Here is a 25386-nt window from a genome sequence, read left to right as displayed (position 1 = left end):
CGCGCGCCGCGCGGCGCGCCGGCTCGCGTGGCGCGGGCACCGCGGGCAACGGCCCTCGCGCAGCGGAGCCCGACGACGACGGCCCGCGCCCGACCGGGGCCCGATCGCTCGGCTGAGGCACGGATCCGAGCGCGACGCGCCGCCGCGGCATCCGTCAAGCCCTTCTGGCCGGCGGCCCACCCGGGTAGCGTGGCGACATGGCTGATTTCGTGCTCGAACTCGCAGACAAGGTGGCCGGCGTCGGCGTGCGCACGGCGTACGCCGAGAAGGTCGACATCGACGGGGTCACGGTGCTGCCCGTCGCCCTCGGCTACTACGGCTTCGGCGGTGGGTCGGGTTCCAGTGAGGAACAGGGCGAGGGCTCCGGCGGCGGTGGCGGCGGTGCTTCGATCCCGCTCGGCGCGTACATCGGGCGGGGCGGCGACGTGCGGTTCGAGCCGAACCTGCTCGGACTCCTGCTCGTGGCGATCCCGCTCGTTGCGGTCACCGGCAAGGCGCTCCGGCTCCTCATCAAGGCGCTCAAGAAGTAGCCGCGCCGCGGTGCCGGCGGGAGCGACCGCGCCGGACCGCTGATCGCCGCGCCCGGCCGCCGCGACCGCCGCCTCGCGACCCGCGCAGCTCCGCTGCGCGGCGTATACTCGTGCTCGAACACGGGAGTCCGGTGAGCCGGGCTGAGAGGAAGGTTCTCAACCTTCGACCGTCGAACCTGATCTGGGTCATGCCAGCGCAGGGAGGGCAGCACATCTCATCTCCCGTGCCTCTTTCCACGAATCGAAAGGGCACGACAGTGCACAACGCATCCACCACCCCCGAGGCCACCGAGACGGGCGCGGCGGCGGCGATCCCGTCGAGCAACCGCTGGCGGGTCGTCGACATCGTCGTCGCGAGCGTCATCGGCGTCGCGACGGGTCTCGTCTTCCTCTTCTGGAACAACGTCGGGTACGCCTGGTTCTCGGCGGCCGACGCCGTGACGCCCGGGCTCGGCGGCGTCGCCGTGGGCATCTGGCTCATCGGCGGCGTGCTCGGCGGGCTCATCATCCGCAAGCCGGGCGCCGCGCTCTACGTCGAGCTCCTCGCGGCGATCGTGTCGGCGCTCGTCGGCAACCAGTGGGGCATCGAGACGATCTACTCGGGCCTCGCGCAGGGCCTCGGCGCCGAGCTCGTCTTCGCGGCCTTCGGCTACAAGCGCTTCGGCGTGCTGCAGGCGGTGCTCGCGGGCGCCGCGGCGGGCGCGGCGGCCTGGACGCTCGAGCTCTTCCTCTCGGGCAACCTGCAGAAGTCGGCCGAGTTCCTCGGCCTGTACTTCGTCACCGTCGTGCTCTCGGGCGCGATCCTCGCGGGCCTCCTCGGCTGGCTCGTGGTGCGCGCACTCGCGGCGACGGGCGCGCTGCACCGCTTCGCCGCCGGCCGGGACGTGACCGAGCGGGTCTGATCCGTGTCGGGTTCCACGTCGGCTGTCGGCCCCGTCCGCGTCGAGGCGCGCGGCTGGGGCTGGCGGCACGCGGGTCGCCTCCGCTGGGCGCTCGACGGGATCGACCTGCGCATCGCGCCGGGGGAGCGGGTGCTCCTGCTCGGCCCGTCGGGCTCGGGCAAGTCGTCGCTCCTGCACGCCCTCGCGGGCGTGCACGGCGGCGACGACGAGGGCGAGGAGCGCGGGTCGCTGCTCATCGACGGTGCGCGCGCGGGCGGTGCGCGTGGTCGCGCCGGGCTCGTGCTGCAGGATCCGGACTCGCAGGTCATCCTCGCGCGCGTCGGCGACGACGTGGCGTTCGGCTGCGAGAACCTGGGCGTCCCGCGTGACGAGACCTGGCAGCGCGTCGCCGAGGCGCTCGACGCCGTGGGGCTCGACCTGCCGCTCGATCACCCCACCTCGGCGCTCTCGGGCGGGCAGAAGCAGCGCCTGGCGCTCGCGGGCGCGCTGGCGATGCGCCCGGGGCTGCTGCTCCTCGACGAGCCGACCGCCAACCTCGACCCGTCGGGTGTCGCCGAGGTGCGTGCCGCGGTGGCACGCGTGCTCGACCGCACGGGTGCGACGTTCGTCGTGGTCGAGCACCGGGTCGACGTCTGGGTCGACCTCGTCGACCGCGTCGTCGCGCTCGGCTCCGATGGGCGGCTGCTCGCCGACGGTCCGCCCGACGAAGTGCTCGAGCGGCACCGCGAGGCGCTCCTCGCGGCCGGCGTGTGGGTCCCCGGGGCCCCGCTGCCGATCGAGCGCCGGGCGGATGCCGCGGGCTCGCGGTCCGCCCAGGCGATCCTCGTCGGCGAGCAGCTCGCCGTCGGACGCCGACGGGGGGCGGTCGTGCGCGCGGGTCTCGACGTCGCGCTCGCCGAGGGCTGCTCGACCGTGCTGACCGGACCGAACGGGGTCGGCAAGTCGACGCTCGCGCTCACGCTCGGCGGACTGCTGGAGCCGCTCGGCGGTCGCGTCGCCGCATCCGCGCCGTTGGCCGGCCGTCTCGTGCCGGAACCCATCCGCTGGCGCTCGCGCGACCTGCTCACGCGCATCGGCACGGTGTTCCAGGAGCCGGAGCACCAGTTCGTCGCCTCGACCGTGCGCGCCGAGGTGGCCGTGGCGCCGCACGCCCTCCGCCTGTCCGGGGCCGAGGGCAGCGCGCGTGCCGACGAGGTGCTCACGCGCCTGCGTCTCGACCACCTCGCGGGAGCGAATCCGTTCACCCTCTCGGGCGGTGAGCAGCGCCGGCTGTCGGTGGCCGCGGTGCTCGTCGCGCGGCCCCGGGTGATCATCCTCGACGAACCCACGTTCGGGCAGGACCGCGCCACGTGGCTCGAGCTCGTGCGGCTCCTGCGCGAACTCGTCGACGACGGAGTCACGCTCCTCGCGGTCACGCACGACGCCGCGTTCGGAGAGGTGCTCGGCGACCGCCGGCTGGACCTCGTCGCATCCGACGACGCCGCGGCGTCCGCACCCACCGGGAGCGCCCAGTGAGCGCCGCCGCCACGACGTCGGCAGGCGTCGGCATGGTGTCGTCGGCCCCGCGACTGCGGTTCGTCGACCGGGTGAACCCGGTCACGCGCCTCGCCGCACTCGTGGTGCTCACGACCCCGCTCCTGCTCACCGTCGATTGGCTGAGCGCCGCCGTCGCCCTCGGCATCGAACTCGTGCTGTTCGCCCTGGCCGGGGTGACCCCGAAGCTCCTGGTCGCGCGCACCTGGCCGATCCTCGTGTCCGCGCCGATCGCCGGCCTCAGCATGCTGCTCTACGGGCAGCCCGAGGGCACCGAGTACTGGAGTCTCTGGCTCGCGCGCATCACCGACGGCTCGATCGAGCTCGCCGTCGCCGTGACCGTGCGCGTGCTCGCGATCGGCCTGCCGGCCGCGCTGCTCTTCCTGCGCGTCGATCCGACCGAGCTCGCCGACGGGCTCGCGCAGATCGCCCACCTGCCGGCGCGGTTCGTGCTCGGCGCCCTCGGGGCCACTCGCCTCGTGGGGCTGTTCGTCGAGGACTGGCGCGCGATGGGACTCTCGCGTCGCGCTCGCGGGATCGGCGACCACGGGGTGATCCGGCGCGTCGCCACCATGGCGTTCGCGCTCCTCGTGCTCGCGATCCGGCGCGGAAGCAAGCTCGCGACGGCCATGGAGGCGCGCGGCTTCGGCTCGGACACGCCGCGCACGTGGGCCCGGGTCTCGACCGTCGGCGGGTCGGATGCCGCGCTCCTCGCGATCGCGGCGGCCGTCGCCGCGCTGTCCATCGCCGTGGCCGTCTGGGCCGGCACGTTCAACCCGGTGTGGTCGTGACGTGCTCCGCGGCGGCCCCGGTCGGGGCGTTCGCGGTCGCGGCGACCGTCGCGATGCGAGACGCTCCCGCATCGTCGCCGCTCGGCCCGACGGCGGCGATCGCAGCGGTGCTGGCCGGGGCATCCGCACGACCGGCGCAGCTCGTGCTCGTCGACGGGCCGAGCGGCGCCGGTAAGTCGACCTTCGCCGACCGGCTGCTCGCCGCATGGCCCGCCCACGCCGCGCGGCTCGTGCGACTCGATCAGGTCTACCCCGGCTGGCACGGGCTCGACCCCGGTGCCGAGCGCCTGCGTCGCGACCTCGTCGACCCGTTCGCGCGCGGCGCGCCCGCGCGTTGGCGGCGTTGGGACTGGTCGGCCGACGCGGTGGCCGCGGTCGAGCGGATGCCGCCGGGCCGTCCGCTCATCGTCGAGGGCTGCGGCGCCTTCGCCGCGGGCGCCGATGTCGAGGGAGCCGTGCGGGTCTGGGTGACGGCGCCCGACGGCCTGCGTCGTCGCCGTGCGCTCGACCGCGACGACGGCGGCTTCGACGACTACTGGGACCTGTGGGAGGCGCAGTGGCGCCGGCACGTCGCACGCGACCGTCCCGATCGGCGGGCCGACGTGCGCGTGCGCGTGCCGAGCGGGGTCGGCGCGCTTGCGCAGCGCGCCGGATGACCCCGACCAGCCGGGCGGGATACGGTAGGAACATGAATGACACAGCGGCCCAGTACGTGGCGGAGTTCCTCGACGGCCCCCTCGAAGGCGACTTCGAGCACCGTGCGCTCGTCGGCGGCAAGACGGAGTCGCGCGTCGGCATGGTCGCCGCGGTCGACGGCCTCGAGTCGCTGTTCTGGTACGACGCGGTCGACGAGCGGGAGGTCAACGGCCAGCTGCGCGTCCGCTTCCGCTTCGATGCCGGCGACTCCGACCCGGTGGAGTCCGACGAGGAGAACGCCTGACGTGACCGGTCCTGCCGGATCGACGCGTCGGTGCCTCAGGCCTGACCGTCGAGGAAGGCCTCGATCAGCGTCGCCGGGTTGGTGAGCCGCCAGATCGGTCCCGGGTCCCGGATGGCGCCGTCGAGCTGCAGCGCCGAGCTGACCTCGCGTTCGCCGACCTCGACGGTGACCGTGCCCACGGTGCGCCCATCGGGTGCGGTCGTGAAGCGGTCGACGTCGACCGATGCCGCGCCCGCGGTGGCGCCCCACGAGGCATCCGTTCTGCTGGCCGCCGCGACGAGCCGCGCCCGCTCGCCCCAGGCGGACTCGACGGTGCCGTAGCTCGATCCCGCGGCGATGACCTCGACGGGCGCCGCCGATGCCGTGGCGCTCGCGACGGCGGCGAGCACGGCGGGGTCGAGCGTCTCGTAATCGGGCTGGCCGAGCATCGCGCCGATGAGCCGGTGCGCGGGCGCATCGCCCGAGGCGGGGAGCACGGTCGTGAAGACGAAGCCGAGCCCGCCCTGGTCGGTGTAGCTGCGGGTGATCGCGCGGATGCCGTCGCTTTCGAGGTGGCCGATCACGTCGGGGATCCGCTTTGCGCCCGCGGCGGTGGGGGCGTCGTCGCCGTTCGCGAGCAGCTCGCCGAGGGTGGGTTCGGCGAGCACGCGCGCGGCGAGCTCGGTGAGCTCGCTCGCGGTGCCCACGTTGTCACCCGAGAGCCCGGTCGCATCGGCGACCCGCGTCGACGCGAAGCCCTCCTGCTCGAGCCAGGCGTTCGCCTCGGTCACGTACTGGTCGACGGATCCGAACGCCCAGCGGGCGAGCGTGTCGGCGTGGTTGTTGCTCGAGGCGAGCAGCACTGCCCGGAGCACATCGCGCTCCGTCCAGGTGTCGCCGGGCGAGACCTGGAGTACCCGCGATCCCTCGGCGTCGTACCGCAGGTAATCGGTGTAGTCCTCGGCCCCGATGCGGATGTCGGGCCCGTCGAGCCCCTGCTCGAGGGGAAGGCCGTCGAGCGTCACGAGCAGGGTCACGAGCTTCGCTGCCCCGCCCATCGGCATGGCCACCTGCTCGCCGGCGGTCGCGATGATATCGCTCGTGCCGTCGTCGGCGACGACCGCGAACGCGCTCTGGCCGTCGGCGGGCAGCGTGATCGGGGTGGACGCCGGAGCGGTGTCGCCGGCCGGTTCCGCGACCCGCACCGTCACGTCGGGCAGCGGGCCGAGCAGCATCGCGGGGCCGTACACGCCGACGGCGAGGATCGCAACGGAGCCGAGGGCGATGCCGAGGATGCGGCCGGGGGAGACGCTCATGCGATCAGGTTAACCCGGCGCGGTTCATGCCCAGCCCAGCTCGTGCAGCCGGTCGTCGTCGATCCCGTAGAAGTGGGCGATCTCGTGCACGAGGGTGACGTGGATCTCGTCGCGGAGTTCCTCTTCGGTCTCGCAGACGGCGAGCAGCGGTTCCCGGTAGAGCACGATGCGGTCGGGCATCTCGCCGAATCCGTAGCGGTCGCGATCGGTGAGCGCGACGCCCTGGTAGAGGCCGAGCAGGTCGAGGGATCCGTCTTCCGGGCGGTCCTCGACGACGAACACGATGTTCTCGAGGCCGTCGACCATGTCATCGGGCAGCTCGTCGAGTTCGTCGACGACGATCGCCTCGAACGTCTCGGCATCGAGGTGCACGACTGCTCCGATCGGAGAGGTATTGGGGTGAGTAACGGGGCTTGAACCCGCGACCTCCTGGACCACAACCAGGCGCTCTACCAACTGAGCTATACCCACCATGCGCGGATCGCTTTCGCGATCAGACAACCCTAAGAGACTACACCACCTTGGCGGTGAAATCGTTCACGACGTCGGCGGCGATCGACTGCAGATCCTGGCTGGAGGGCCCGGGATCTGCGACGAACACGGCACGACGGTAGTACTGCAGCTCGCGGATGGATTCGAGGATGTCGGCGAGGGCCCGGTGGCCGCCGTCCTTGGCCGGCGCGTTGAAGTAGGCGCGCGGGAACCAGCGCTTCGCGAGCTCCTTGATCGACGAGACGTCGACGTTGCGGTAGTGCAGGTGACCGTCGAGGCGGGGCATGAACTTCGCGAGGAACGCGCGGTCGGTGCCGATCGAGTTGCCGGCGAGCGGCGCCTTCTGCTCGTCGGGCACATGCTTCAGCACGTACTCGAGCACCTCGTACTCGGCCTCGGCGACGCTCACGCCGTTCGGGATCTCCTCGATCAGGCCCGACTCGGTGTGCATCGCACGAACGAAGTCGCCCATGGACTGCAGGGCGCTGGCATCGGGCTTGATCACGATGCTGAGGCCCGGGTCGACGGGATTGAGGTCGTAGTCGGTGATGACCACCGCGATCTCGACGAGCTCATCGACCTCGAGGTCGAGCCCGGTCATCTCGCAGTCGATCCAGACCAGTCGGTCACTCGAGGTTGCCATGGCCAGAGTCTACCGGCGAGCCCCGACAACGCCGGATGCGAGCCGCAGCGCGGTGCCCCCGGCAGGAATCGAACCTGCGACCGACAGATTAGAAGGCTGCTGCTCTATCCGCTGAGCTACGGGGGCCGTCGTCGACAGCATAGCGGTCGCGCCCGAATCGCCCCTGAGCAGGGCGGCGTCAACCCTCGGAGGGCACGCCGACATCGTCCTGCGGCGCACGCGTCGCGCCGGGCTGCGACCGGGGCCCGCGGATGGAGAGCGCGAGGAGCGGGAAGACGAGCACCGACAGCAGGCCGGCGCCCACGAGCGCCGCCGCGGTGCCGCTGTCGAGGTCCCCCTCATCGACGCCGATCGCCGTGACCGCGACGATGATCGGCAGGCCGGTGGCCCCGAACAGCGCGGTCGCCCACCGATCGCGTCGATCCGAGCCCGACGGCGCGGCGAGCACCGAGGGGAGGCCGCGCACGATGAGGAATGCCACGAGCGCGATCGGCACGAGCACCAGGTCCGCCGGGTCCGAGAGGAGGGCCTCGAGGTCGAACGTGAGGCCCGTGTTGATGAAGAAGACGGGCACCAGCAGTCCGTACCCGACCGCCTCGAGCTTCGATTCGACGACCTCCGCCTCGTGCTCGGGTGCCCCGGTGAGCAGCAGACGGTAGATGACGCCCGCCGTGAATGCTCCGAGGAGCATGTCCAGGTCGAGCACGATGCTGAGGGCCACGAGCGTGAGGAGCACGAACATCACGAGGCGCACCGCGAACTGTCCGCTCGTGTGCAGCGTGGCGGTGATGACCCGATGCAGGCGGCGCCCCGCGCCCCGAGCGGCGACGACGATCACGACGGTGGCGACGACGGCGAATCCGAGGAGCACGAGGGCGGACTGCCACGGCTGGCGCCCGCTCAGGAAGAGGGAGATCGCGAGCAGCGGACCGAATTCGCCGACCGCGCCCAGCGCCACCACCGCGATGCCGAAGGGGGTGCCGAGATCACCGGAGTCCCTCAGCACCGGCAGGATGGCGCCGAGGGCCGTCGACGTCAGCGCGATGCCCATGAACGCGGCCGACGGGATATCGGGCGCGAGCAGCGCTGCGATCCCGATGCCCGCGGCGAGCGAGATGAGCCAGCCGATCGCGGCGCGGCCGAGCGGGCGTCCGCGGATCGCCCGGAAGTCGATCTCGTTCCCGGCGAGGAAGAAGAGCATGGCGAGGCCGAAGTCGGCGAAGAGGCCGATGAAGTCGTCGGTCTTGAGCCAGCCGAGCACTGCGGGACCGAGGACGAGTCCGAGCGCGATCTCGAAGACCACGAGCGGGATCGCGACCCATCTCCCGAACCCGCGCACGAGCAACGGCGCGGTCACCGCGATCGCGGGGAGGAGCACCAACGCACTCGTCGAGATCTCCACCGCAGCCCCCTGCCGCGCACCCCTGAGTGCGCCTCCGGCGATGTTATCGGAGGGAGGCGTCGTCGTGGCGGCGCACGGGTGCCGCAGCGAGCGCCGCGATCGTGTTTCTCCGTCGAAACATGTCGGAGGTATCGTCGTGGAATGCGAGACCTGCAGGCGCGAATCATCGCCGAGCTCAACGTCAGTCCGACCGTCGATCCTGCCGAGCAGGTCCGGATCCGCATCGACTTCCTGAAGGACTACCTGCGTGCGTCCGGCGCGGCTGGGCTCGTGCTCGGCGTCAGCGGCGGCCAGGACTCGACCCTCGCTGGCCGGCTGTGCCGACTCGCCGTCGAGGAGCTCGCTGCGGAGGGCGTGACGGCGCGGTTCGTGGCCGTGCGACTGCCGTATCACGTGCAGCACGACGAAGCCGATGCCCAGTTGGCGCTCGACTTCATCGACCCCCAGGAGATCGTCACCTTCAACATCCGCGACGCCGTCGACGAGCTGGCCGAAGAGTACGCCGAGGCGACGGATGCCGCGCTCAGCGACTTCGGCAAGGGCAACGTCAAGGCGCGCATGCGCATGGTGGCGCAGTATGCGCTCGCCGGCGAGGGACACCTGCTCGTGGTCGGCACCGACCATGCCGCGGAGGCGGTCACCGGCTTCTTCACGAAGTACGGCGACGGCGGCGCCGACGTGCTGCCGCTCACGGGGCTCTCCAAGCGACAGGGCCGCTCACTGCTCGTGCACCTGGGCGCGCCCGAGCGGCTGCACCAGAAGGTGCCCACCGCCGACCTGCTCGATCACGATCCCGGGCAGGCCGATGAGGCGAACCTCGGCCTGTTCTACCACGACATCGACGCCTTCCTCGAGGGCGAGGACATCGATCCCGCGATCGCGGAGAAGATCGAGCGGCGCTACCTGCAGACCCGTCACAAGCGCGCCGTGCCCGTGTCGATGTTCGACGAGTGGTGGCGCGACTGACCCGTCTCGGCGGGCCTCAGCCCTGGGTGGGAGTGGACGCGTCGACGCTCGGCCGGGCGGGGCCCTCGATCGTGCGGGTCGGCCCAGTCGGCGCGTCGGCGAGCGCCGAGCCGGTGTCGGTCGCGCCGGTCTCGATGGTGTCGGCCGCCGGGGTGTCGCGGTAGCGCTCGTGGTGCTGCTCGGCGATCCACGCGTCCTGCTGCTCGACCACGGCCTGCTCGGGTTCCTGGCGCTGCGAGCGCCAGCGCAGGAGGTCGTTCTGGAACTGGCGGCGGGTGCGCCCGGGGCGGCGCTGCCACTCGAGGAGCCGGTCGCGGAACTCCACCACCGCCGGGTCGAGCTGGTAGCCGAAGGTCGCCGAGGCGCGCTTGAGCTCGTGGAGCTGGTGCGCCGCCCAGTTGGCGGCGACATCCGACCCCTTGATGGGCAGGAGCCGCACGAGGATGTCGGCCTGGCCGACTGCCCGGTCGGCGAGCACCTGCTCCTGCGGGGTCAGCGAGTTCCAGACGGATGCCTCCGTCGCCGCGTCGACGAGGGCGGCGATGGCGGCGTTCTTGGCCTCGCGATCGCGCTGGGCGACCACGTGCCGGATGGCCATTGCGGAGATCCACGCGGCGAGGAGACCTGCCGCGAGCACGGCGAGGAAGAGCACGACGCCGGTGAACAGCACCGGTCGGGCTTCGTCGGACGTGAGCCAGGAGATGAGGTCGTTCCACAAGTGCATGAGCGCAGGCTACCGGCGCTGGGGCCGGGCGCCTCGGCGCGCGCGCGGCGTGGCCGGGATCACGAGGGGCGCCGTCCGGCGGCGCTCGTGCGGATCGTGGCGCGCGCGCGTCACCGGAAGCACTCGGCGGCGTCGCGCGCCGACCAGAACTCGCCGATCACGCGCGGCGCGCCCGCACCGGGCGCCATGCGCCGCGCGGTGAAGCGCTCGTCGCCCGATCGCCGGTGCCGCTCGACGTGACCGAGCACCGCTCCGTCGGCACGGCTCACGCGCCAGAGACCGGGTGCGACGGGGTCGAATCGCAGCTCGCGCACGGCGAGCGGGAATGGTTCGCGGGTCGGGGCGAGCGTGGGCGCGGACATGGATGCTCCTTCGTCGTCGTGCAGCCGGCCCTGCGAGATGCCTCGAAGGTACCGGCGGCCACCGACATCCGCCCGCCCGGAATGCCGAGCCCGCGCCGCCTAGCCGAGCGCGGTGCCGTGCGCCGCGTACGGCTCGATTCGCGCGATCTCCTCGTCGGTGAGCGGGGCGGCGTCGAGGGCCGCGACGTTCTGCTCGAGCTGGGCGACGCTCGACGCGCCGATGAGCGCGCTCGCGACCTGCGGAACCCGCAGCACCCACGAGAGCGCGAGCTGCGCGAGCGACTGGCCCCGCTCGAGCGCGATCCCGTTCAGGGCACGGGCCCGATCGAGGTACTCCTCGCTGATGCGGTCGGGGGAGAGGAAGTGGCTCGTCGCAGCGCGCGACCCTGCGGGCACCTCGCCCGAGAGGTAGCGGTCGGTGAGCAGGCCCTGCGCGAGCGGCGAGAACACGATGGCGCTCGCCCCGACCTCGTCGAGCACGGGGAAGAGCCCCTCCTCGATGTGACGGTCGAACATGGAGTACCGCGGCTGGTGGATCGTGAGCGGGACGCCCTCGGCCGCGAGGGCTGCGGCGGCGGCCTGCGTCTGCTCGGGCGAGTAGTTCGAGATGCCCGCGTAGAGCGCCTTGCCCTGGCGCACGATCGTCGCGAGCGCGCCCATCGTCTCCTCGATCGGCGTCTCGGGGTCGGGGCGGTGCGAGTAGAAGACGTCGACGTAGTCGAGGCCGAGGCGCGCGAGGCTCTGGTCGAGTGACGAGATCAGGTTCTTGCGCGAGCCCCACTCCCCGTAGGGGCCGTTCCACATGTGGTAGCCGGCCTTGCTCGAGACGATGAGCTCGTCGCGGTACGGCTTGAGGTCGGTCGCGAGCAGGCGGCCGAAGTTCTCCTCGGCGCTGCCGGCGGGCGGACCGTAGTTGTTCGCGAGGTCGAAGTGCGTGATGCCGAGGTCGAATGCGCGGCGCACGATCGCGCGCTGCGTGTCGAGCGGGCGGTCGTGCCCGAAGTTGTGCCAGAGGCCCAGCGAGAGGGCGGGCAGCTTGAGTCCGCTCCGACCGATCCGGTTGTAGGTCATGCGGTCGTACCGCTCGGGAATCGCGACGAAGGTCATGAGGTTAATCTAGGGCGATGGAAAGCTACGTTCTCGCCGGAGGCTGCTTCTGGTGCCTCGATGCCGTCTACCGCACGCTCCGGGGTGTGCACGACGTCGTCTCGGGGTACACCGGCGGTACCACGCCGAACCCGAGCTACGAGGAGGTGTGCACGGGCGCCACCGGGCACGCCGAGGTGGTGCGCGTCGACTTCGACCCCGACGTGATCCCCCGTGAGGTGATCCTCGACGTCTTCTTCACCCTCCACGACCCGACGCAGCTGAACCGCCAGGGTGCGGATGTCGGGACGCAGTACCGGTCCGCGATGTTCCCGGCCGACGAGGCGCAGCGGGAGCTGTTCGAGCAGGCGCGGTCGCGCGCGAGCGAGTGGTGGCCCGGCGAGATCGTGACCGCGATCGAGCCCCTCGGCGACTTCCACCCGGCCGAGGAGTACCACCAGGACTTCTTCGCGAAGAATCCCGGCCAGGGCTACTGCCTGGCCGTCGCGCTGCCCAAGGTGAACAAGATCCGGCGTTCGTACGCCGACTACGTCGTCGCCTGATTCGGCGTCGCGCGCCGCGACTGGTCCTCGACAGCGCCCCGGTGCCGCGATCCGTGCACCGGGGCGCTGCGCGTGCGCCCGCGTGCTGCGGCGCCCCTCGATGCTGGGGGCACGCGGCATCCGGGGTCGTCCCGGCACGAGGGCTCCGGATGCCGCGAGCCGCCGATCCGCGGTGGCGCCGACTCAGGGAGCACAACCGCATGACCGACCTCATCACCGTCACCGGAGTCGTGGGCAGCGACCCGCGACACACCGTCACCGGCCAGGGACTCGCCATCACGAGCTTCCGGCTCGCCTCGACGCGCCGCTACTTCGATCGCGCGAAGGGCAGCTGGGAGGACGGCGAGACGAACTGGTTCACCGTCGCCACGTTCCGCAACCTCGCGGTGAACGCCGCCCGGTCCCTGCGCAAGGGCGAACGCGTCGTCGTGCGCGGGCGCCTCAGGCTGCGCGCGTGGGACACCGGTGACAAGTCCGGCCTCGCCGTCGAGATCGAGGCCGATGCCGTCGGGCACGACCTCGGCTGGGGTGTCTCCAGCTGGCAGAAGGCGGGACCCGCCCGCTCCGCCGACGATCTCGCGCCCGCGTCATCGGCGACGGGTGGCAACTGGCCCATGGGCGACGATACGGCGGCGGCGGCGCCGCAGGCGGGCGGATTCGATCCGATCGACGCGCCCGAGCCGTCCGAGTCCGAGCTCGACGGGGTGGCCGAGCAGCACGACCGGGTCGACGGGTTCGGGCTCGCCGAGCCGGGTGCGTCGGTCGAAGCCGTCGACTCCGACGAGCCGGCTGCCGCGCTCGCCGGGTGAAGCCGGGTACCATCGTCGCCGGGCCGGTTGCGCAGAGGATCGGCCCGGTGGGCGAACCGGCGGCAAGGGGTGGGATGACGCGGCGAACGGCGACGGCGACGATCCTGGCGTCGGTCGCGATCCTGGTCGGCATGGCCGGATGCACCGCGCCGAGCACGCAGCCCGCGCCGTCCACCGATGCCGCTGCGACGGCGACTCCGTCGGCCTCGGCCTCGGCGCCGGCGACGACGGAGCCCGCGCCGGTTCCCTCGCTGCGGCCGGAGCTCGCGGCATCCGAGAACCTCGCCTACTTCGACCTCGTGAACCGGCAGGTGATCGCAGCCGACCCCGCGGCCGGGGGTCGTGACTTCATCGACGCGCTCACGGCGGCCGGATTCGACCGGGCCGCGATGGAGGTCACCTCCGACACCACGACCCTGGGCGACCCGGCCGATTCGATCCAGTTCGCAGTTCGCTTCCAGGACGCATGCCTCGTCGGGCAGTACGGTCCGAAGTCCGACGGCTACCACGGCGCGGTTCGCCCCGCGCTCGGCACCGGTGGCTGTCTCGTCGGCGAGACCCGACCCATAGACTGGTAGGCGACATGGCGGACCACCTCCGGTCACCCGGGTTGCCGAACGGTGTGTGCCAGCAGACGTAGGGATTTTTGTGGCGGATTACATTTACTCGATGGTGCGCGCCCGCAAGGCGGTCGGCGACAAGGTCATCCTCGATGACGTGACGATGGCGTTCCTGCCGGGGGCGAAGATCGGCGTCGTGGGCCCCAACGGTGCGGGAAAGTCCACGATCCTCAAGATCATGGCCGGGCTCGACCAGCCCTCGAACGGCGAGGCGAAGCTCACCCCGGGCTACTCGGTGGGCATCCTCATGCAGGAGCCGGTGCTCGACGAGACGAAGACGGTGCTCGAGAACGTGCAGGAGGGTGTCGGCCCGATCAAGGCCAAGCTCGACCGGTTCAACGAGATCTCCCTGGCGATGGCCGAGCCCGATGCCGACTTCGATGCGCTCCTCGCCGAGATGGGCACCCTGCAGGAGGCCATCGACGCGGCCGACGCCTGGGACCTCGACTCCCAGCTCGACCAGGCGATGGACGCGCTGCGCTGCCCGCCGGGCGACGCGCAGGTCTCCGTGCTCTCGGGCGGTGAGAAGCGCCGCGTCGCGCTCTGCAAGCTCCTGCTGCAGAAGCCCGACCTGCTGCTGCTCGACGAGCCCACCAACCACCTCGACGCCGAGAGCGTGCTCTGGCTCGAGCAGCACCTCGCCAAGTACCCCGGCGCCGTGCTCGCCGTGACCCACGACCGGTACTTCCTCGACCACGTCGCCGAGTGGATCTGCGAGGTCGACCGCGGTCGCCTCTACCCCTACGAGGGCAACTACTCGACCTACCTCGAGAAGAAGCAGGAGCGCCTCACCGTCCAGGGCAAGAAGGACGCGAAGCTCGCGAAGCGCCTCTCCGACGAGCTCGACTGGGTGCGCTCGAACGCGAAGGGCCGCCAGGCGAAGTCCAAGGCCCGTCTCGCGCGCTACGAGGAGATGGCGGCCGAGGCCGAGCGCACGCGCAAGCTCGACTTCGAGGAGATCCAGATCCCGCCGGGCCCGCGCCTGGGCGACATCGTGCTCGAGGCGAAGAAGCTCACGAAGGGCTTCGGCGACCGCGTGCTCATCGACGACCTGAGCTTCACCCTGCCCCGCAACGGCATCGTGGGCATCATCGGTCCCAACGGCGTCGGCAAGTCCACGCTGTTCAAGACGATCGTCGGCCTCGAACCCCTCGACGACGGCCAGCTCAAGGTCGGCGAGACCGTGAAGATCTCGTACGTCGACCAGTCGCGCGGCGGCATCGACCCGAACAAGACCCTGTGGGAGGTCGTCTCCGACGGGCTGGACTACATCCAGGTCGGCAAGACCGAGGTGCCGAGCCGCGCCTACGTGTCGACGTTCGGCTTCAAGGGTCCCGACCAGCAGAAGCGCGCCGGCATCCTCTCGGGCGGTGAGCGCAACCGACTGAACCTCGCGCTCACCCTCAAGCAGGGCGGCAACCTGCTGCTGCTCGACGAGCCCACGAACGACCTCGACGTCGAGACGCTCTCGAGCCTCGAGAACGCCCTCCTCGAGTTCCCCGGCTGCGCCGTGGTGATCACCCACGACCGGTGGTTCCTCGACCGCATCGCGACCCACATCCTCGCGTACGAGGGCACCGACGAGAACCCGTCGTACTGGCACTGGTTCGAGGGCAACTTCGAGTCCTACGAGGCCAACAAGGTCGAGCGGCTCGGCGCCGATGCGGCGAAGCCGCATCGGTCCACCTACCGCAAGCTCACGAGGGACTGACCATGCGCCTGCACGTGCCGACGCCGCTCCGCTGGAGCGACCTCGATGCGTACGGTCACGTCAACAACGCCCGCATGCTGAGCCTCCTCGAGGAGGCCCGCATCCAGGCGTTCTGGGTCAACGACGACGGCACCGCCGAGCACGCCGTGGGCGCGTCCACGGCGGTGCTCGACGCGTCGCCGGGCGCCACGACGGTGACGCTCATCGCCCGGCAGGAGGTCGAGTACCTCGCGCCGATCCCGTACCAGCGCATGCCGCTCGACATCGAACTCTGGATCGGCCACATGGGCGGCGCGAGCCTCGACGTCTGCTACGAGGTCTACTCGCCGGTGGGCGCCGAACCCCGCACCCTCTACACGCGCGCGTCCACGACGATCGTGCTCGTGGATGCCGCGACCGAGCGCCCCCGTCGCATGACCGAGGCCGAGCGCGACGCCTGGCAGCCGTACCTGGGCGAGCCGATCGAGTTCCGCCGGCGCTGACCGACGACGGACGCCGTCGGCTCAGTCGTCCCCGCCGCCGTCGCTGCCCTCGCCGCCACCCGTCGGGCTGTCGCTGTACGAGCCCTGCCAGACCGCCCGGGCGCCCGCATCGCCGATCTGGATGATCGTCCAGGTCGCGCCAGCGCCCACGACGACCGCCGCGATGGTCAGGAGCACCGAGACGACCGTGCGCGCCGTGCGCGCTCGAGGCGGAGCCGCGGCATCCGTGGCCGTCGCCGTTCCGGTCGGGCCGGCCGCCGTCGCCGTGGAGGTCGGCCGTGCAGCCGTCGTCGCGGCGGACGCAGTGGCGCCCGTCGGCGGTGCGGGAACCGCGTCGACAGCGGCACGTCGCACCTGTCTCCGCTCGACGATCGCGAGCACGGCGATGAGCACCGCGATCACGGTGAGGCCGATCGCCCAGGGCTCGATGTCCTTGCCCTGCTCGGTGTGGGCCTCGATGAGCGGCGTCTCGTTCACCCGATGCTCGAGCCACTCACCCGACTCGATCGTGAGGTAGGTGAGGCCGAGCAGCACGAACGCGCCGATGACGGTGGGCAGCCACAGCACACGGCGGGCGGCAGGCCAGGCGGCGAGCACGACGAGCAGCACCGCGAGCAGCGGGATGCCGACGACGACGACGTGCACGAGCAGGATGTGGGCGGGAAGTCCCGCGATCTGGAAGTCCATGGCGCGTCAGCCGGCGATCACTCGGTCGCCGTCGACGGACACCGCGACCTGGGGAAGCGGCTTCGGCGCCGGGCCCTGCTCGACCGCGCCCGTGGCGGCGTCGAACACCGAACCGTGGCACGGGCACTCGAACTGCGACCCCGCCGCGGCGACGACGCACCCCTGGTGCGTGCAGATCGCGCTGAACGCGACGACCGTGCCGGCCGTGGGCTGCGAGAGGAGCACCGGCTCCCCGCCGATCGTGGCATCGATGCTGCCGCCCACCGGGATGTCGGCGAGTGCCGCGACGTCCTGGCCGGCGACGTCGGAAGCGGGGGCCTGGCCCGACCCGGACCCGGCCGACCCGCCGTCGCTCGAGGAGCCTGCCGTGGGCGCGCATCCGGCGAGCACGAGGGCGCTGCCGACCGCGCCGACCCCGCCGAACGCGAGCGCCGCGCGGCGGGTGAGATCCGTGGCTTCCGTCATCGTCGTGCTGCCTCCCGGGTCGATGCGCCGCGCGGGTCGCGGCACGTCTGCCCATTCTGTGCCACCGCCGCTCCGCGACACGGCATTGCACAGGAATCGCCCAGTCGCGTTCAGTCGAAGGCGCGGGGCTCGGGCACCCGCACCATGCCCTCCTGGGCCACGCTCGCGATGAGCCGACCGTCGCGCGTGTAGATGCGCCCCAGCGAGAGACCCCGCCCGCCGCTCGCCGAGGGCGACTCGGTGGTGAACAGCAGCCACTCGTCGACCCGCGCGTCGCGATGCCACCACATCGCGTGGTCGAGGCTCGCGACGCGCAGTCCGGGTGTCGCCCACGCGACACCGTGGGCCCGGAGCACCGGCTCGAGGATCGAGTAGTCGCTCGCGTAGGCCAGTGCGGCGCGATGCTGGCGGGGGTCGTCGGGCAGCCGGCCGAAGGCCTTCATCCAGACGGCCTGTCGCGGCATCCGCTCGCCCTCGACCGAGAGGTACACGGGCGACGGGATGTGGCGCACGTCGAACGCGCGCTCGCTCGACCAGTAGCGCGCGACGTCATGGTCGAGATGGCCGAGCACGTCGGCGGTGCTCGGGAGGGAATCGGGGTCGGGCAGGTCGTCTGGCATGTCGAACTGGTGGTCGAGGCCGTCGTCGGCGGTCTGGAACGAGGCGATGAGCGAGAGGATCGGCTCGCCGTGCTGGTAGGCGTGCGTGCGCCGCGTCGAGAACGATCGGCCGTCGTGCAGGCGGTCGACGGCGAAGGTGATCGGATGCTCCACGTCGCCGGGCCTCAGGAAGTAGCCGTGCATCGAGTGGATGGTGCGCTCGACGGGAACCGTGTGCATCGCGGCCGTGAGCGACTGCGCGAGCACCTGCCCGCCGAAGACCCGGCCGAGCGGCATCCACTGCGAGGGGCCCGTGAAGATGTCCTCGGTGGTGCGGGCGCCCGTGTCGGTGAGGCGCAGGGTGCTCAGCAGGCCGTCGATGGGACCGTTCATCGTTCCTCCGTGTGGGTCGGTCGGCCGCCGAACCGCCCGCCGGCGGGCACCAAGCGGCGGGGGCCGCGGCGCTCACTCGGTAGTCTAGACAGGAGATGGTCCAGCAAATCACGCTCGCCGACAGCCTGTCCCTCGGCGACCTGCACACCTACCTGCAGCGCGCCGGTCGCGTCGAGGACGGTTCGGTGCGACTCGTCGCGGGCAGCGGCATCCTCGCGGTGTACACCGCGATCCTCTATCCACGGGGCATCCTCGACGAGAGCCCCACCGTGCTCGGCCTGCGCACCTTCGCGCTCGCCGACACCGAGGAGTTCGACTCCGTGGTGCCCATGCGGTCGCTCGTCGAGCGCATCGTGCGCGCTCGCGGCGCCCTCGGCGACGACGACGAGTCGCGCCCCGTCTCGATGTCGCGGCCGCCCGAGGTCAACACGGTCACGTGGGCGGGCATCTCGCCGCCACGCGGTGGCTGGCGGCCGCTCGGGCAGACGGATGCCGCGACGCTCGAGTCCGCGGCCCGCGCCGGCATCGAGGAGGTCGCCGCCGCCGTGCCCACCGGCACGGGGGAGCAACTCGTGCAGCGCGTGCGCTCCGAGGTGTGGGGCCGCGGCATCCCGAACCTCGAGTACATCCCGGCGGGCGCGGCGTTCGCCGCGTACAGCCTGGGATTCCTCGGCGACGACACGATCTCGATCTTCGAGACCGGGCCGTGGACGCGGCTGAGCTCGCGCCGCGGGCACGTGCTCGTGCGGCGCAAGCCGTGGACGCTCAAGGCGTAGCGGAGCCCGGCGGCGAGGCCCGCGAGCCGATCGGCGCGCGGCGCGTGACGCGAGCCCGCCAGCGCGCGGCGCTCCAGCGAGCGCGTCAGCGCGCGGCGATCGACCGCCCCGCCGCGCGCCCCGTGAAGAGGCAGCCGCCCAGGAAGGTGCCCTCGAGGGCCCGGTAGCCGTGCACGCCACCGCCGCCGAACCCGGCCGCCTCGCCGACCGCGTACAGGCCCGGCACGGGCGTGCCGTCGGCGCCGAGCGCGCGCGACTCCAGGTCGGTCTGGATGCCGCCGAGGCTCTTGCGGGTCAGGATGTGCAGCTTCACCGCGATGAGCGGCCCGGCCTTCGGGTCGAGGATGCGATGCGGCGAGGCGACGCGGATGAGCTTGTCGCCTCGGTACCGTCGGGCGCCGCGCACCGCGGTGAGCTGCAGGTCCTTCGAGAACTCGTGGTCGACCTCGCGATCGCGGGCGGCGATCTCACGCTCGACGTTGCCGGTGTCGAGCAGCCCGTCGGGGTCGAGCGCGCGCATGCCGTGCAGGAGCTCCGGCAGCGTGTCGGCGACGACGAAGTCCACGCCGCGCTCCTTGAACCGCTCCACGGGCCCGGGAGCGCCCGAGCCGAGCCGCTCGGCGAGCAGCCGCAGGTCCTTGCCGGTGAGGTCGGGGTTCTGCTCGCTCCCCGAGAGCGCGAACTCCTTCTCGATGATCTTCTGCGTCAGCACGAACCACGAATGGTCGTGGCCGGTCGCGGCGATGTGCTCGAGCGTGCCGAGCGTGTCGAATCCGGGGAAGAGCGGCACCGGCATCCGCTTGCCCGTCGCGTCGAACCACAGCGACGACGGGCCGGGCAGGATGCGGATGCCGTGCATGGGCCAGACGGGGTCGTGGTTCGTGATGCCCTCGGTGTAGTGCCACATGCGGTCGCCGTTGACGAGCCGGGCACCGGATGCCGCGGCGATGCCGAGCATGCGGCCGTCGACGTGCGCCGGCACGCCCGAGAGCATGTGCTTCGGTGGCTCGCCCATCCGTGCCGGCCACGCCGCGCGCACGAGGTCGTGGTTGCCGCCGATGCCCCCGGAGGCGACGACGACGGCCGGGGCGCGCAGCTCGAAGTGGCCTGTCTCGTCGCGATTGCTCGCCGCGCCGCGCGCCACGTCATCGGGCGCGAGCACCGCCCCGCGCACGCCGACCACGGCGCCGCCCTCGACGACGAGTTCGTCGACGCGGTGGCGGTGCACCAACGTCACGAGGCCCGCGGCCGCGCCCGCCTGCACGCGCGCGATGAACGGTGCGAGCACGCCCGGGCCCGTGCCCCACGTGATGTGGAACCGGGGCACCGAGTTGCCGTGGCCCGTGGCCGTGCCGGCGCCGCGCTCCGCCCAGCCGACGATGGGGAAGAACCGCACGCCCTTGCCGTGCAGCCACTCGCGCTTCTCGCCCGCGGCGAACTCGAGGTAGGCCTCGGCCCATCGCCGTCCCCACTCGTCGTCGTCGCGGTCGAAGCCGGCGGTGCCCTCCCAATCCTGCCGGGCGAGTTCGAGCGAGTCGTGCACGCCCAGTCGGCGCTGCTCGGGGGAGTCGACGAGGAACAGTCCGCCGAACGACCACCACGCCTGGCCGCCGAGGCTCGCCTCGGGCTCCTGGTCGACGATGACCACGCGCTTGCCTGCGTCGACGAGCTCGGAGGCGGCAACGAGGCCGGAGAGGCCGGCTCCGACGATGATGGCGTCGGCGGTGTCGGGCATGGGCGTGGCTCCTTCGTCACGGGCGGTCGTTCTCACCTTAGGGGCTGAGGCCGGGCGGAATCCGCTTGTTGCCGTCGCCGGGCTGGGAGGGCTTGAATCGAGTGGGACCCGGCCTCCCGGGTGTGCGGCACCCGCGCGCCGGACGGCTCGCGGAGGTGCGCAATGGACGATCGGCAGGAGTTCCTGGACTGGGTCGCAACTCGTCTCCATGACGCGGAGGTCGCGCTGCACAACGGCGATGCCGGGCCGAGGCTCGCCGTCTGGACTCGTCGCGAACCGGTCACGCTGTTCGGCGCCTGGATGTCGGGCGCCGGGCAGGAGGAGGTCGGTGCGCTCTTCCGCAGACTGGCGGCCACCTTCTCCGACTGCACGCACTTCTCCTACGAGCTCGTCGCGGCCGACGTCGTGGGCGACCTCGCGTACACCGTCGGGTACGAGCACACTCGGGTCTCCGTCGACGGCGAGCCCCGGGACTACCGGCTCCGCGTGACGCAGGTCTATCGCCGCGAGGAAGGGCAGTGGCGGGTCGCCCACCGGCATGGCGACACGTCGGCGAGCGACGACTCGCCCTGACCCCCGACCGCGACCCGACGACGATCCGTCGACGATCCGAAGTCACCCGGCCCGGCTACTCCTCGAACGTGTTGACCATGGCGAACGCGGCGCGCTGCAGGTAGTCCCACAGCGTCGTCTCGGCGATCGGGGGCAGGTCGAGCGTGTCGACCGCGTGCCGCATGTGCGCGAGCCAGCGATCGCGCGCCTCGGGGTTGACCTTGAACGGGAGGTGGCGCATGCGCAGGCGGGGGTGGCCGCGCTGCGCGCTGTACGTGCCCGGGCCGCCCCAGTACTGCTCGAGGAACATGGTGAGGCGTTCGGCGGCAGGCCCGAGGTCCTCCTCGGGATACATGGGCCGCAGCACGGGGTCGTCGGCCACGCCGCGGTAGAACTCCGCCACGAGGCGTTCGAACGTCTCGCGCCCGCCCACCGTCTCGTAGAACGACGGCCCGAGGGCGGGGCCGTCCCGGCCGTCCTGCAGCGGGACGCCTGCGGGCTGCGGGCGACCGGATGCCGCGGTGTTCGCCTGGTCGGTCACGGGGTGTCTCCTGCGGTCGGCGGGCTCTGCAGGCGCGGCGCACGCGGCGCGCGGGGCTTCGTCTTCGTCGCCACCCCGTAGCCCGAGCCCGAGCCGGACTCGACCACCGAGCTCGGTGCGGTCTTCGGCGGCTTCGCGCCCTTGATCCGGGTGGCTCCGTCGAACCCGCTCAGGACCACGCTGCCGAGGCTCGGCATGCGCACCTCGAGTTCGTCGAGGGCGCGCTTCAGCCGCATCCGCAACTCCCGCGCGACGTCGTCCTTCGCGGACGTGCGCACCTTCATGACGAGGCGGATCACCATGTGGTCGTCGGAGATCGACTCGAGGCCCCACACCTCGGGCTTCTCGAGCACGCGCGAGCGCCACTTGCTCGTCTGCGCGAGCTCGCTCGCGGTGCGGAGCATGGCGGACTCGACCTCGTCGATATCGGCCTCGGTGGGCACGGAGACGTCGACGATGATGCGCGCCCACCCCTGCGACATGTTGCCGACGCGCAGGATCTCGCCGTTGCGCACGAACCAGAGCGTGCCGTTCACGTCGCGCACCTTCGTGACGCGGATCTTGACCTCCTCGACGATGCCGGTGGCGAACCCCAGGTCGACGATGTCGCCGACGCCGAGCTGGTCTTCGACGACCATGAACATGCCGTTGAGGCCGTCCTTGACGATGTTCTGCGCGCCGAAGCCGAGGCCCGCGCCGATCGCCGCGGACAGCAGCGCGAACGAGCCGAGGATCTGCGGGTTGATGACGTTCACGATGAGCAGCACGACCACGATGAACAGGGTGACGTTCACGATGTTCGTGAGCACCGAGCCGAGCGTGCGGGTGCGCTGCACCAGCCGCACCGCAGCGAGCGGCGAGGCGTTCAGCGCCTGCGTGTCGGTCACGTCCTGCTTGCGCTTGACGCCCGTGACGATCTGGGTCACGACGCGGTTGATCACGAAGTGCAGGATCCACCGCACGAGCAGCGCGATGAGCACGATCGCGATGACCGCGATCGTGTTGCCGACGAAGACGTCCCAGTTCTCGGTCCAGTACGCCACGATCGATCCCCAGAAGTCGGTCGGGGTGCCCGCGGCCGGTTCCTCAGTTCGGAGCATGGTTCGCAAGTGTAGCGACGCGTCGCCGCCCGAGCCTGAGCGAGGGCACAGGCCGACACACGGCCGGCGGACACCGGGTCGGCGACCACCGAGGCGAACGGAGGCCGCGTTCAGCCATCGGACTCCGACGTGGCTTCGGCGAGCGCGGCCGCATCGCACGCGCGAGCCGCGAGCGCCCGCTCGAGCTCGGACAGCTGCTCCGCGACGAGCCGGTGCAGCGGCGCCGGCTCCGGGTTCGCAGTGAGCCACTCACGGGTGACCGCGGCGAGCTCCTCGGACACGAGCGGCGACGGGTAGAGGCGCGACACGATGAGCGACGCCATCGAGAAGCTCCGCGACGACCAGGCGTGCTGCAGCATCGCGAAGTAGTCCGTGACCGTCGAGGCGAGCAGCTCGACGGGCCGCGATCGACGCCACCCGAGCGCGATCGCGCGAGCGAGGTCGTTCGAGAGGGCCGTGTCGGTCGCGACGCGACACCACGCGGCATCCTTCACCGCCTGGTCGGGGCGTGCGGCTCGCGCGGTCTCGGCGAGCTGGCGACCCTTGGCGGTGTCGTCGAGGGCGAGCGCGTCGGCGATCTCCTCATCGGATGCCGCTCCCAGCGCCGCCCGCGCCGTCACGATCTCCCAGCGCAGGTCGAGGTCGACCTCGAGCCCGTCCAGGCGGATCTCGCCCACGAGCAGGCTCCCGAGCACGTCGGCGTGGGCGGCCGTCGCGGCGAGGCGCGTGAACGCCTTGACGAACTGGAGCTGGGCGTCGGAACCGGGCTCCGCGAGCTCGGCGAGCGCCCAGATCGTGTCGCCCGCCTCACCGGCGAGCTCGTCACGATGGCCGTCGGCGAGGTAGCGGCCGACGGCGAGCTCCACGCGGTCGAGCGCGAGACCACGCGCGGCCGAGGAGGTCTCGTGTCCGACGCTCGAGACGACGAGGCGCACGAAGTCGCTCGCGGGGAGCTCCGCGTCGCGCACGGCGTCCCACGCCGAGCCGAGGATCACGGCCCGGGCCACGGGGTCGTCGATGTCGGCGAGCCGGTCGACGGCGGTGCGGAACGACGGCGCGTCGAGCCGCACCTTCGCGTAGGTGAGGTCGTCGTCGTTCACGAGCAACAGCGCGGGCCGGCTGCGCCCGACGAGTTCGGGGACCTCGGTCGTGGGCCCGTCGACGTCGAGCTCCACGCGGTGCTCCCGCACGAGGCGTCCGCCGCGGTCGGCGTAGGAGCCGATCGCGACCCGATGCGGCCGCAGCGTCGGATGGGTGGCGGCGGCCGTCTGCTCGATGCGCGCCGCGGTGATCGTGCCCGCGGCATCCGCCTCGACGACGAGCCGGAGGGTGTTGACCCCTGCGGTCTCGAGCCACAGCTGCGACCACCGCGTGAGGTCTCGGCCGCTCGCCCGCTCGAGCTCGTCGAGCAGGTCGCGCAGAGTGGCGTTGCCGCCGGCGTGCGCCGACAGGTAGGCGCCCACGCCGCGCTGGAACGCGTCGAGCCCCACCCAGGCGACGAGCTGCTTGAGCACCGATGCGCCCTTGTCGTAGGTGATCGCGTCGAAGTTGACCTCGACGTCGCCGATGTCGTCGATGGTGGCCACGACGGGGTGGGTCGAGGGCAACTGGTCCTGCTCGGCGGCGTGGGTCTTCTCGTCGCTCGCGAACCTCGCCCAGACGCCCGTGAACTCGGTGATCTGCGACGTCGCCAGCGTCGACGCCCAGGTGGCGAACGACTCGTTGAGCCAGAGGTCGTTCCACCAGCGCATCGTGACGGCATTGCCGAACCACATGTGGCTGAGCTCGTGCAGCACCACGATGGCACGCTGCTCACGACGGGCGTCGGGCACGCGCGCCCGGAACAGGTAGCTCTCGTTGAACGTGACCGCGCCCACGTTCTCCATGGCGCCCCAGTTGTACTCGGGCACGAAGATCTGGTCGTACTTGCCGAACGGGTACGGCACGCCGAACGCGGCCTCGTAGAACGCGAGACCCGCCTCGACGAGCCCGAACATCACCTCGGGCTCGGCGTACTCGGCGAGCGAGGCGCGCGTGAAGAGCCCGAGGGGGATGTCGCGTCCGTCGACGCTCGTCGCGCTGCCGTGCCAGGCGGCGTAGGGCCCCGCGACGATCGCGACGATGTAGCTCGAGATCACGGGACCGGTCTCGAACGCCCACGTCGCCACGCCCTGGCCGACCGGGCTCGGCGCAGGAGAGGGAGCGTTGCTCAGCACCGTCCAGTGTGCCGGCGCGGTGATGGTGAATCGCACCGAGGCCTTCAGGTCGGGCTGGTCGAACACGGCGTACACCCGGTTCGCCTCGGCCACCGCGAACTCCGTGTAGAGGTACGTCTCCCCGTCGACGGGGTCGGTGAACCGGTGCAGGCCCTCGCCGGAGTTGGTGTACGCGAAGGCGCCCACGACCCGCAGCTCGTTCTCGGCCTCGAGCCCGTCGAGGGCGATGCGCCAGCCGTCGGTGACGGATGCCGCGTCGAGGGCGCGCCCGTTGAGCACGACCTCGTCGAGGGCGCTCGACGTCGCCTCGATGAACGTCGAGGAGCCGGGCGTGGCGCGGAAGCGCACGACCGTCTCGGACCGGAACGATCCGCCGGGCGCCGTGAGGTCGAGCGTGACCTCGTAGGAGGGCTCCCCGACGATCGCGGCGCGCGCCTCTGCCTCCGCGCGCGTCAGATCCGTGCGCGGCAC

General features: G+C 71.9%; 28 protein-coding genes, 2 tRNA genes and 1 riboswitch. Of the genes, 14 read left to right on the top strand and 16 right to left on the bottom strand.

The annotated features are described in order from the left end of the window. The first annotated feature begins 197 nt into the window (after nt 1-197). The 6 genes from EDM22_RS07275 to EDM22_RS07250 all read left to right on the top strand — a co-directional run bounded on the left by EDM22_RS07275 (nt 198) and on the right by EDM22_RS07250 (nt 4696). Complete coding sequence (locus EDM22_RS07275) at nt 198-530, top strand: hypothetical protein (RefSeq protein WP_122936392.1); 333 nt, start codon at nt 198-200, stop codon at nt 528-530. A gap of 110 nt (nt 531-640) precedes the next feature. Next, a riboswitch (TPP riboswitch) is annotated at nt 641-750 on the top strand. Between the two features lie 37 nt (nt 751-787). Then, nucleotides 788-1432, top strand: a complete 645-nt coding sequence (locus EDM22_RS07270) for an ECF transporter S component (protein WP_245989260.1) — start codon at nt 788-790, stop codon at nt 1430-1432. Between the two features lie 3 nt (nt 1433-1435). Further along, nucleotides 1436-2947, top strand: coding sequence for an ABC transporter ATP-binding protein (locus EDM22_RS07265; protein ID WP_122936391.1), 1512 nt, complete (start codon nt 1436-1438; stop codon nt 2945-2947). Next, nucleotides 2944-3756 (top strand): energy-coupling factor transporter transmembrane component T family protein, encoded by an 813-nt coding sequence (locus tag EDM22_RS07260; protein WP_342768505.1) that lies wholly within the window; start codon nt 2944-2946, stop codon nt 3754-3756. Before EDM22_RS07265 ends, EDM22_RS07260 begins: the two co-directional genes overlap by 4 nt. Nucleotides 3757-3809: 53 nt before the next feature. Next, nucleotides 3810-4412, top strand: a complete 603-nt coding sequence (locus EDM22_RS07255; RefSeq protein WP_245989259.1) for a nucleoside/nucleotide kinase family protein — start codon at nt 3810-3812, stop codon at nt 4410-4412. 32 nt (nt 4413-4444) lie between these two features. Beyond that, nucleotides 4445-4696 (top strand): hypothetical protein, encoded by a 252-nt coding sequence (locus tag EDM22_RS07250; protein WP_122936390.1) that lies wholly within the window; start codon nt 4445-4447, stop codon nt 4694-4696. A 35-nt stretch (nt 4697-4731) separates the two neighbouring features. Here the strand turns inward: EDM22_RS07250 and EDM22_RS07245 are convergent, their stop codons facing one another. The 6 genes from EDM22_RS07245 to EDM22_RS07220 form a co-directional block, all read right to left on the bottom strand. Beyond that, the gene (locus tag EDM22_RS07245; RefSeq protein WP_122936389.1) at nt 4732-5991 is read right to left on the bottom strand and encodes a D-alanyl-D-alanine carboxypeptidase family protein; all 1260 of its coding nucleotides are present in this window, start codon (nt 5989-5991) and stop codon (nt 4732-4734) included. A gap of 24 nt (nt 5992-6015) precedes the next feature. Continuing rightward, the gene (locus EDM22_RS07240; RefSeq protein ID WP_122936388.1) at nt 6016-6363 is read right to left on the bottom strand and encodes a metallopeptidase family protein; all 348 of its coding nucleotides are present in this window, start codon (nt 6361-6363) and stop codon (nt 6016-6018) included. 23 nt (nt 6364-6386) lie between these two features. Continuing rightward, a tRNA-His gene (locus tag EDM22_RS07235) sits at nt 6387-6462 on the bottom strand. 40 nt (nt 6463-6502) lie between these two features. Beyond that, entirely contained in the window at nt 6503-7126 is a 624-nt protein-coding gene (orn, locus tag EDM22_RS07230; RefSeq protein WP_122936387.1) for an oligoribonuclease, read from the bottom strand. Between the two features lie 53 nt (nt 7127-7179). Continuing rightward, nucleotides 7180-7252 (bottom strand) — tRNA-Arg (locus EDM22_RS07225). A gap of 52 nt (nt 7253-7304) precedes the next feature. Next, entirely contained in the window at nt 7305-8528 is a 1224-nt protein-coding gene (locus EDM22_RS07220; RefSeq protein WP_122936386.1) for a cation:proton antiporter, read from the bottom strand. A gap of 141 nt (nt 8529-8669) precedes the next feature. Here EDM22_RS07220 and nadE point away from each other — a divergent pair, with 141 nt between their 5' ends. After that, the gene (gene nadE / locus EDM22_RS07215) at nt 8670-9494 is read left to right on the top strand and encodes an ammonia-dependent NAD(+) synthetase (protein ID WP_122936385.1); all 825 of its coding nucleotides are present in this window, start codon (nt 8670-8672) and stop codon (nt 9492-9494) included. Between the two features lie 16 nt (nt 9495-9510). Here the strand turns inward: nadE and EDM22_RS07210 are convergent, their stop codons facing one another. The 3 genes from EDM22_RS07210 to EDM22_RS07200 form a co-directional block, all read right to left on the bottom strand. Next, nucleotides 9511-10218 carry a hypothetical protein gene (locus tag EDM22_RS07210; protein ID WP_122936384.1) on the bottom strand — a complete coding sequence of 236 codons (708 nt, stop codon included), beginning with the start codon at nt 10216-10218 and terminating at the stop codon, nt 9511-9513. A 110-nt stretch (nt 10219-10328) separates the two neighbouring features. Then, nucleotides 10329-10580 (bottom strand): hypothetical protein, encoded by a 252-nt coding sequence (locus EDM22_RS07205; protein WP_122936383.1) that lies wholly within the window; start codon nt 10578-10580, stop codon nt 10329-10331. A 99-nt stretch (nt 10581-10679) separates the two neighbouring features. Continuing rightward, entirely contained in the window at nt 10680-11687 is a 1008-nt protein-coding gene (locus tag EDM22_RS07200) for an aldo/keto reductase (RefSeq protein WP_122936382.1), read from the bottom strand. A 17-nt stretch (nt 11688-11704) separates the two neighbouring features. Here EDM22_RS07200 and msrA point away from each other — a divergent pair, with 17 nt between their 5' ends. From msrA to EDM22_RS07175, 5 genes are all read left to right on the top strand, one after another. Next, entirely contained in the window at nt 11705-12229 is a 525-nt protein-coding gene (gene msrA / locus EDM22_RS07195) for a peptide-methionine (S)-S-oxide reductase MsrA (protein WP_122936381.1), read from the top strand. Nucleotides 12230-12429: 200 nt separating this feature from the next. Continuing rightward, nucleotides 12430-13038, top strand: a complete 609-nt coding sequence (locus EDM22_RS07190) for a single-stranded DNA-binding protein (protein WP_170964048.1) — start codon at nt 12430-12432, stop codon at nt 13036-13038. Between the two features lie 74 nt (nt 13039-13112). Next, nucleotides 13113-13616, top strand: coding sequence for a DUF6993 domain-containing protein (locus EDM22_RS07185; protein WP_122936379.1), 504 nt, complete (start codon nt 13113-13115; stop codon nt 13614-13616). 70 nt (nt 13617-13686) lie between these two features. After that, nucleotides 13687-15369 carry an energy-dependent translational throttle protein EttA gene (ettA, locus tag EDM22_RS07180; protein ID WP_122936378.1) on the top strand — a complete coding sequence of 561 codons (1683 nt, stop codon included), beginning with the start codon at nt 13687-13689 and terminating at the stop codon, nt 15367-15369. Nucleotides 15370-15371: 2 nt separating this feature from the next. Then, complete coding sequence (locus EDM22_RS07175) at nt 15372-15851, top strand: acyl-CoA thioesterase (RefSeq protein WP_122936377.1); 480 nt, start codon at nt 15372-15374, stop codon at nt 15849-15851. 21 nt (nt 15852-15872) lie between these two features. On the opposite strand, the gene EDM22_RS07170 is transcribed toward EDM22_RS07175, so the two are convergent. The 3 genes from EDM22_RS07170 to EDM22_RS07160 form a co-directional block, all read right to left on the bottom strand. Continuing rightward, a complete protein-coding gene (locus tag EDM22_RS07170; protein WP_122936376.1) occupies nt 15873-16538 on the bottom strand; it encodes a hypothetical protein in 666 nt (221 codons plus the stop codon). A 6-nt stretch (nt 16539-16544) separates the two neighbouring features. Continuing rightward, nucleotides 16545-17003, bottom strand: a complete 459-nt coding sequence (locus tag EDM22_RS07165; RefSeq protein ID WP_122936399.1) for a QcrA and Rieske domain-containing protein — start codon at nt 17001-17003, stop codon at nt 16545-16547. A gap of 110 nt (nt 17004-17113) precedes the next feature. Next, complete coding sequence (locus tag EDM22_RS07160; RefSeq protein ID WP_122936375.1) at nt 17114-17995, bottom strand: acyl-CoA thioesterase; 882 nt, start codon at nt 17993-17995, stop codon at nt 17114-17116. 95 nt (nt 17996-18090) lie between these two features. Here EDM22_RS07160 and EDM22_RS07155 point away from each other — a divergent pair, with 95 nt between their 5' ends. After that, the gene (locus EDM22_RS07155) at nt 18091-18771 is read left to right on the top strand and encodes a DUF8185 domain-containing protein (RefSeq protein WP_122936374.1); all 681 of its coding nucleotides are present in this window, start codon (nt 18091-18093) and stop codon (nt 18769-18771) included. Between the two features lie 85 nt (nt 18772-18856). On the opposite strand, the gene EDM22_RS07150 is transcribed toward EDM22_RS07155, so the two are convergent. After that, entirely contained in the window at nt 18857-20506 is a 1650-nt protein-coding gene (locus tag EDM22_RS07150) for an FAD-binding dehydrogenase (RefSeq protein WP_122936373.1), read from the bottom strand. 162 nt (nt 20507-20668) lie between these two features. On the opposite strand from EDM22_RS07150, the gene EDM22_RS07145 reads away from it, so the two are divergent. Further along, a complete protein-coding gene (locus EDM22_RS07145; protein ID WP_122936372.1) occupies nt 20669-21079 on the top strand; it encodes a nuclear transport factor 2 family protein in 411 nt (136 codons plus the stop codon). A gap of 55 nt (nt 21080-21134) precedes the next feature. On the opposite strand, the gene EDM22_RS07140 is transcribed toward EDM22_RS07145, so the two are convergent. The 3 genes from EDM22_RS07140 to pepN all read right to left on the bottom strand — a co-directional run bounded on the left by EDM22_RS07140 (nt 21135) and on the right by pepN (nt 25386). After that, nucleotides 21135-21542 (bottom strand): globin, encoded by a 408-nt coding sequence (locus EDM22_RS07140; RefSeq protein WP_122936398.1) that lies wholly within the window; start codon nt 21540-21542, stop codon nt 21135-21137. 53 nt (nt 21543-21595) lie between these two features. Then, on the bottom strand, nt 21596-22699 hold the full coding sequence (locus tag EDM22_RS07135) for a mechanosensitive ion channel family protein (RefSeq protein WP_122936371.1): 1104 nt from the start codon (nt 22697-22699) through the stop codon (nt 21596-21598). Between the two features lie 110 nt (nt 22700-22809). After that, nucleotides 22810-25386 carry an aminopeptidase N gene (pepN, locus tag EDM22_RS07130; RefSeq protein ID WP_122936370.1) on the bottom strand — a complete coding sequence of 859 codons (2577 nt, stop codon included), beginning with the start codon at nt 25384-25386 and terminating at the stop codon, nt 22810-22812.

The organism is Agromyces tardus (assembly GCF_003710805.1).
GTDB classification, from domain to species: domain Bacteria; phylum Actinomycetota; class Actinomycetes; order Actinomycetales; family Microbacteriaceae; genus Agromyces; species Agromyces tardus.
This window is presented reverse-complemented; position numbering and strand designations above follow the sequence as displayed.

Coding starts and splice junctions, on each gene's coding strand:
- EDM22_RS07170 (WP_122936376.1), bottom strand. CDS start 16,538: ATGGACTTCCAGATCGCGGGACTTCCCGCCCACATCCTGCTCGTGCAC.
- EDM22_RS07275 (WP_122936392.1), top strand. CDS start 198: ATGGCTGATTTCGTGCTCGAACTCGCAGACAAGGTGGCCGGCGTCGGC.
- EDM22_RS07150 (WP_122936373.1), bottom strand. CDS start 20,506: ATGCCCGACACCGCCGACGCCATCATCGTCGGAGCCGGCCTCTCCGGC.
- EDM22_RS07185 (WP_122936379.1), top strand. CDS start 13,113: ATGACGCGGCGAACGGCGACGGCGACGATCCTGGCGTCGGTCGCGATC.
- EDM22_RS07250 (WP_122936390.1), top strand. CDS start 4,445: ATGAATGACACAGCGGCCCAGTACGTGGCGGAGTTCCTCGACGGCCCC.
- EDM22_RS07165 (WP_122936399.1), bottom strand. CDS start 17,003: ATGACGGAAGCCACGGATCTCACCCGCCGCGCGGCGCTCGCGTTCGGC.
- nadE (WP_122936385.1), top strand. CDS start 8,670: ATGCGAGACCTGCAGGCGCGAATCATCGCCGAGCTCAACGTCAGTCCG.
- EDM22_RS07245 (WP_122936389.1), bottom strand. CDS start 5,991: ATGAGCGTCTCCCCCGGCCGCATCCTCGGCATCGCCCTCGGCTCCGTT.
- EDM22_RS07135 (WP_122936371.1), bottom strand. CDS start 22,699: ATGCTCCGAACTGAGGAACCGGCCGCGGGCACCCCGACCGACTTCTGG.
- EDM22_RS07190 (WP_170964048.1), top strand. CDS start 12,430: ATGACCGACCTCATCACCGTCACCGGAGTCGTGGGCAGCGACCCGCGA.
- orn (WP_122936387.1), bottom strand. CDS start 7,126: ATGGCAACCTCGAGTGACCGACTGGTCTGGATCGACTGCGAGATGACC.
- EDM22_RS07145 (WP_122936372.1), top strand. CDS start 20,669: ATGGACGATCGGCAGGAGTTCCTGGACTGGGTCGCAACTCGTCTCCAT.
- EDM22_RS07175 (WP_122936377.1), top strand. CDS start 15,372: ATGCGCCTGCACGTGCCGACGCCGCTCCGCTGGAGCGACCTCGATGCG.
- EDM22_RS07205 (WP_122936383.1), bottom strand. CDS start 10,580: ATGTCCGCGCCCACGCTCGCCCCGACCCGCGAACCATTCCCGCTCGCC.
- msrA (WP_122936381.1), top strand. CDS start 11,705: ATGGAAAGCTACGTTCTCGCCGGAGGCTGCTTCTGGTGCCTCGATGCC.
- EDM22_RS07200 (WP_122936382.1), bottom strand. CDS start 11,687: ATGACCTTCGTCGCGATTCCCGAGCGGTACGACCGCATGACCTACAAC.
- EDM22_RS07155 (WP_122936374.1), top strand. CDS start 18,091: ATGGTCCAGCAAATCACGCTCGCCGACAGCCTGTCCCTCGGCGACCTG.
- EDM22_RS07160 (WP_122936375.1), bottom strand. CDS start 17,995: ATGAACGGTCCCATCGACGGCCTGCTGAGCACCCTGCGCCTCACCGAC.
- EDM22_RS07210 (WP_122936384.1), bottom strand. CDS start 10,218: ATGCACTTGTGGAACGACCTCATCTCCTGGCTCACGTCCGACGAAGCC.
- EDM22_RS07255 (WP_245989259.1), top strand. CDS start 3,810: ATGCGAGACGCTCCCGCATCGTCGCCGCTCGGCCCGACGGCGGCGATC.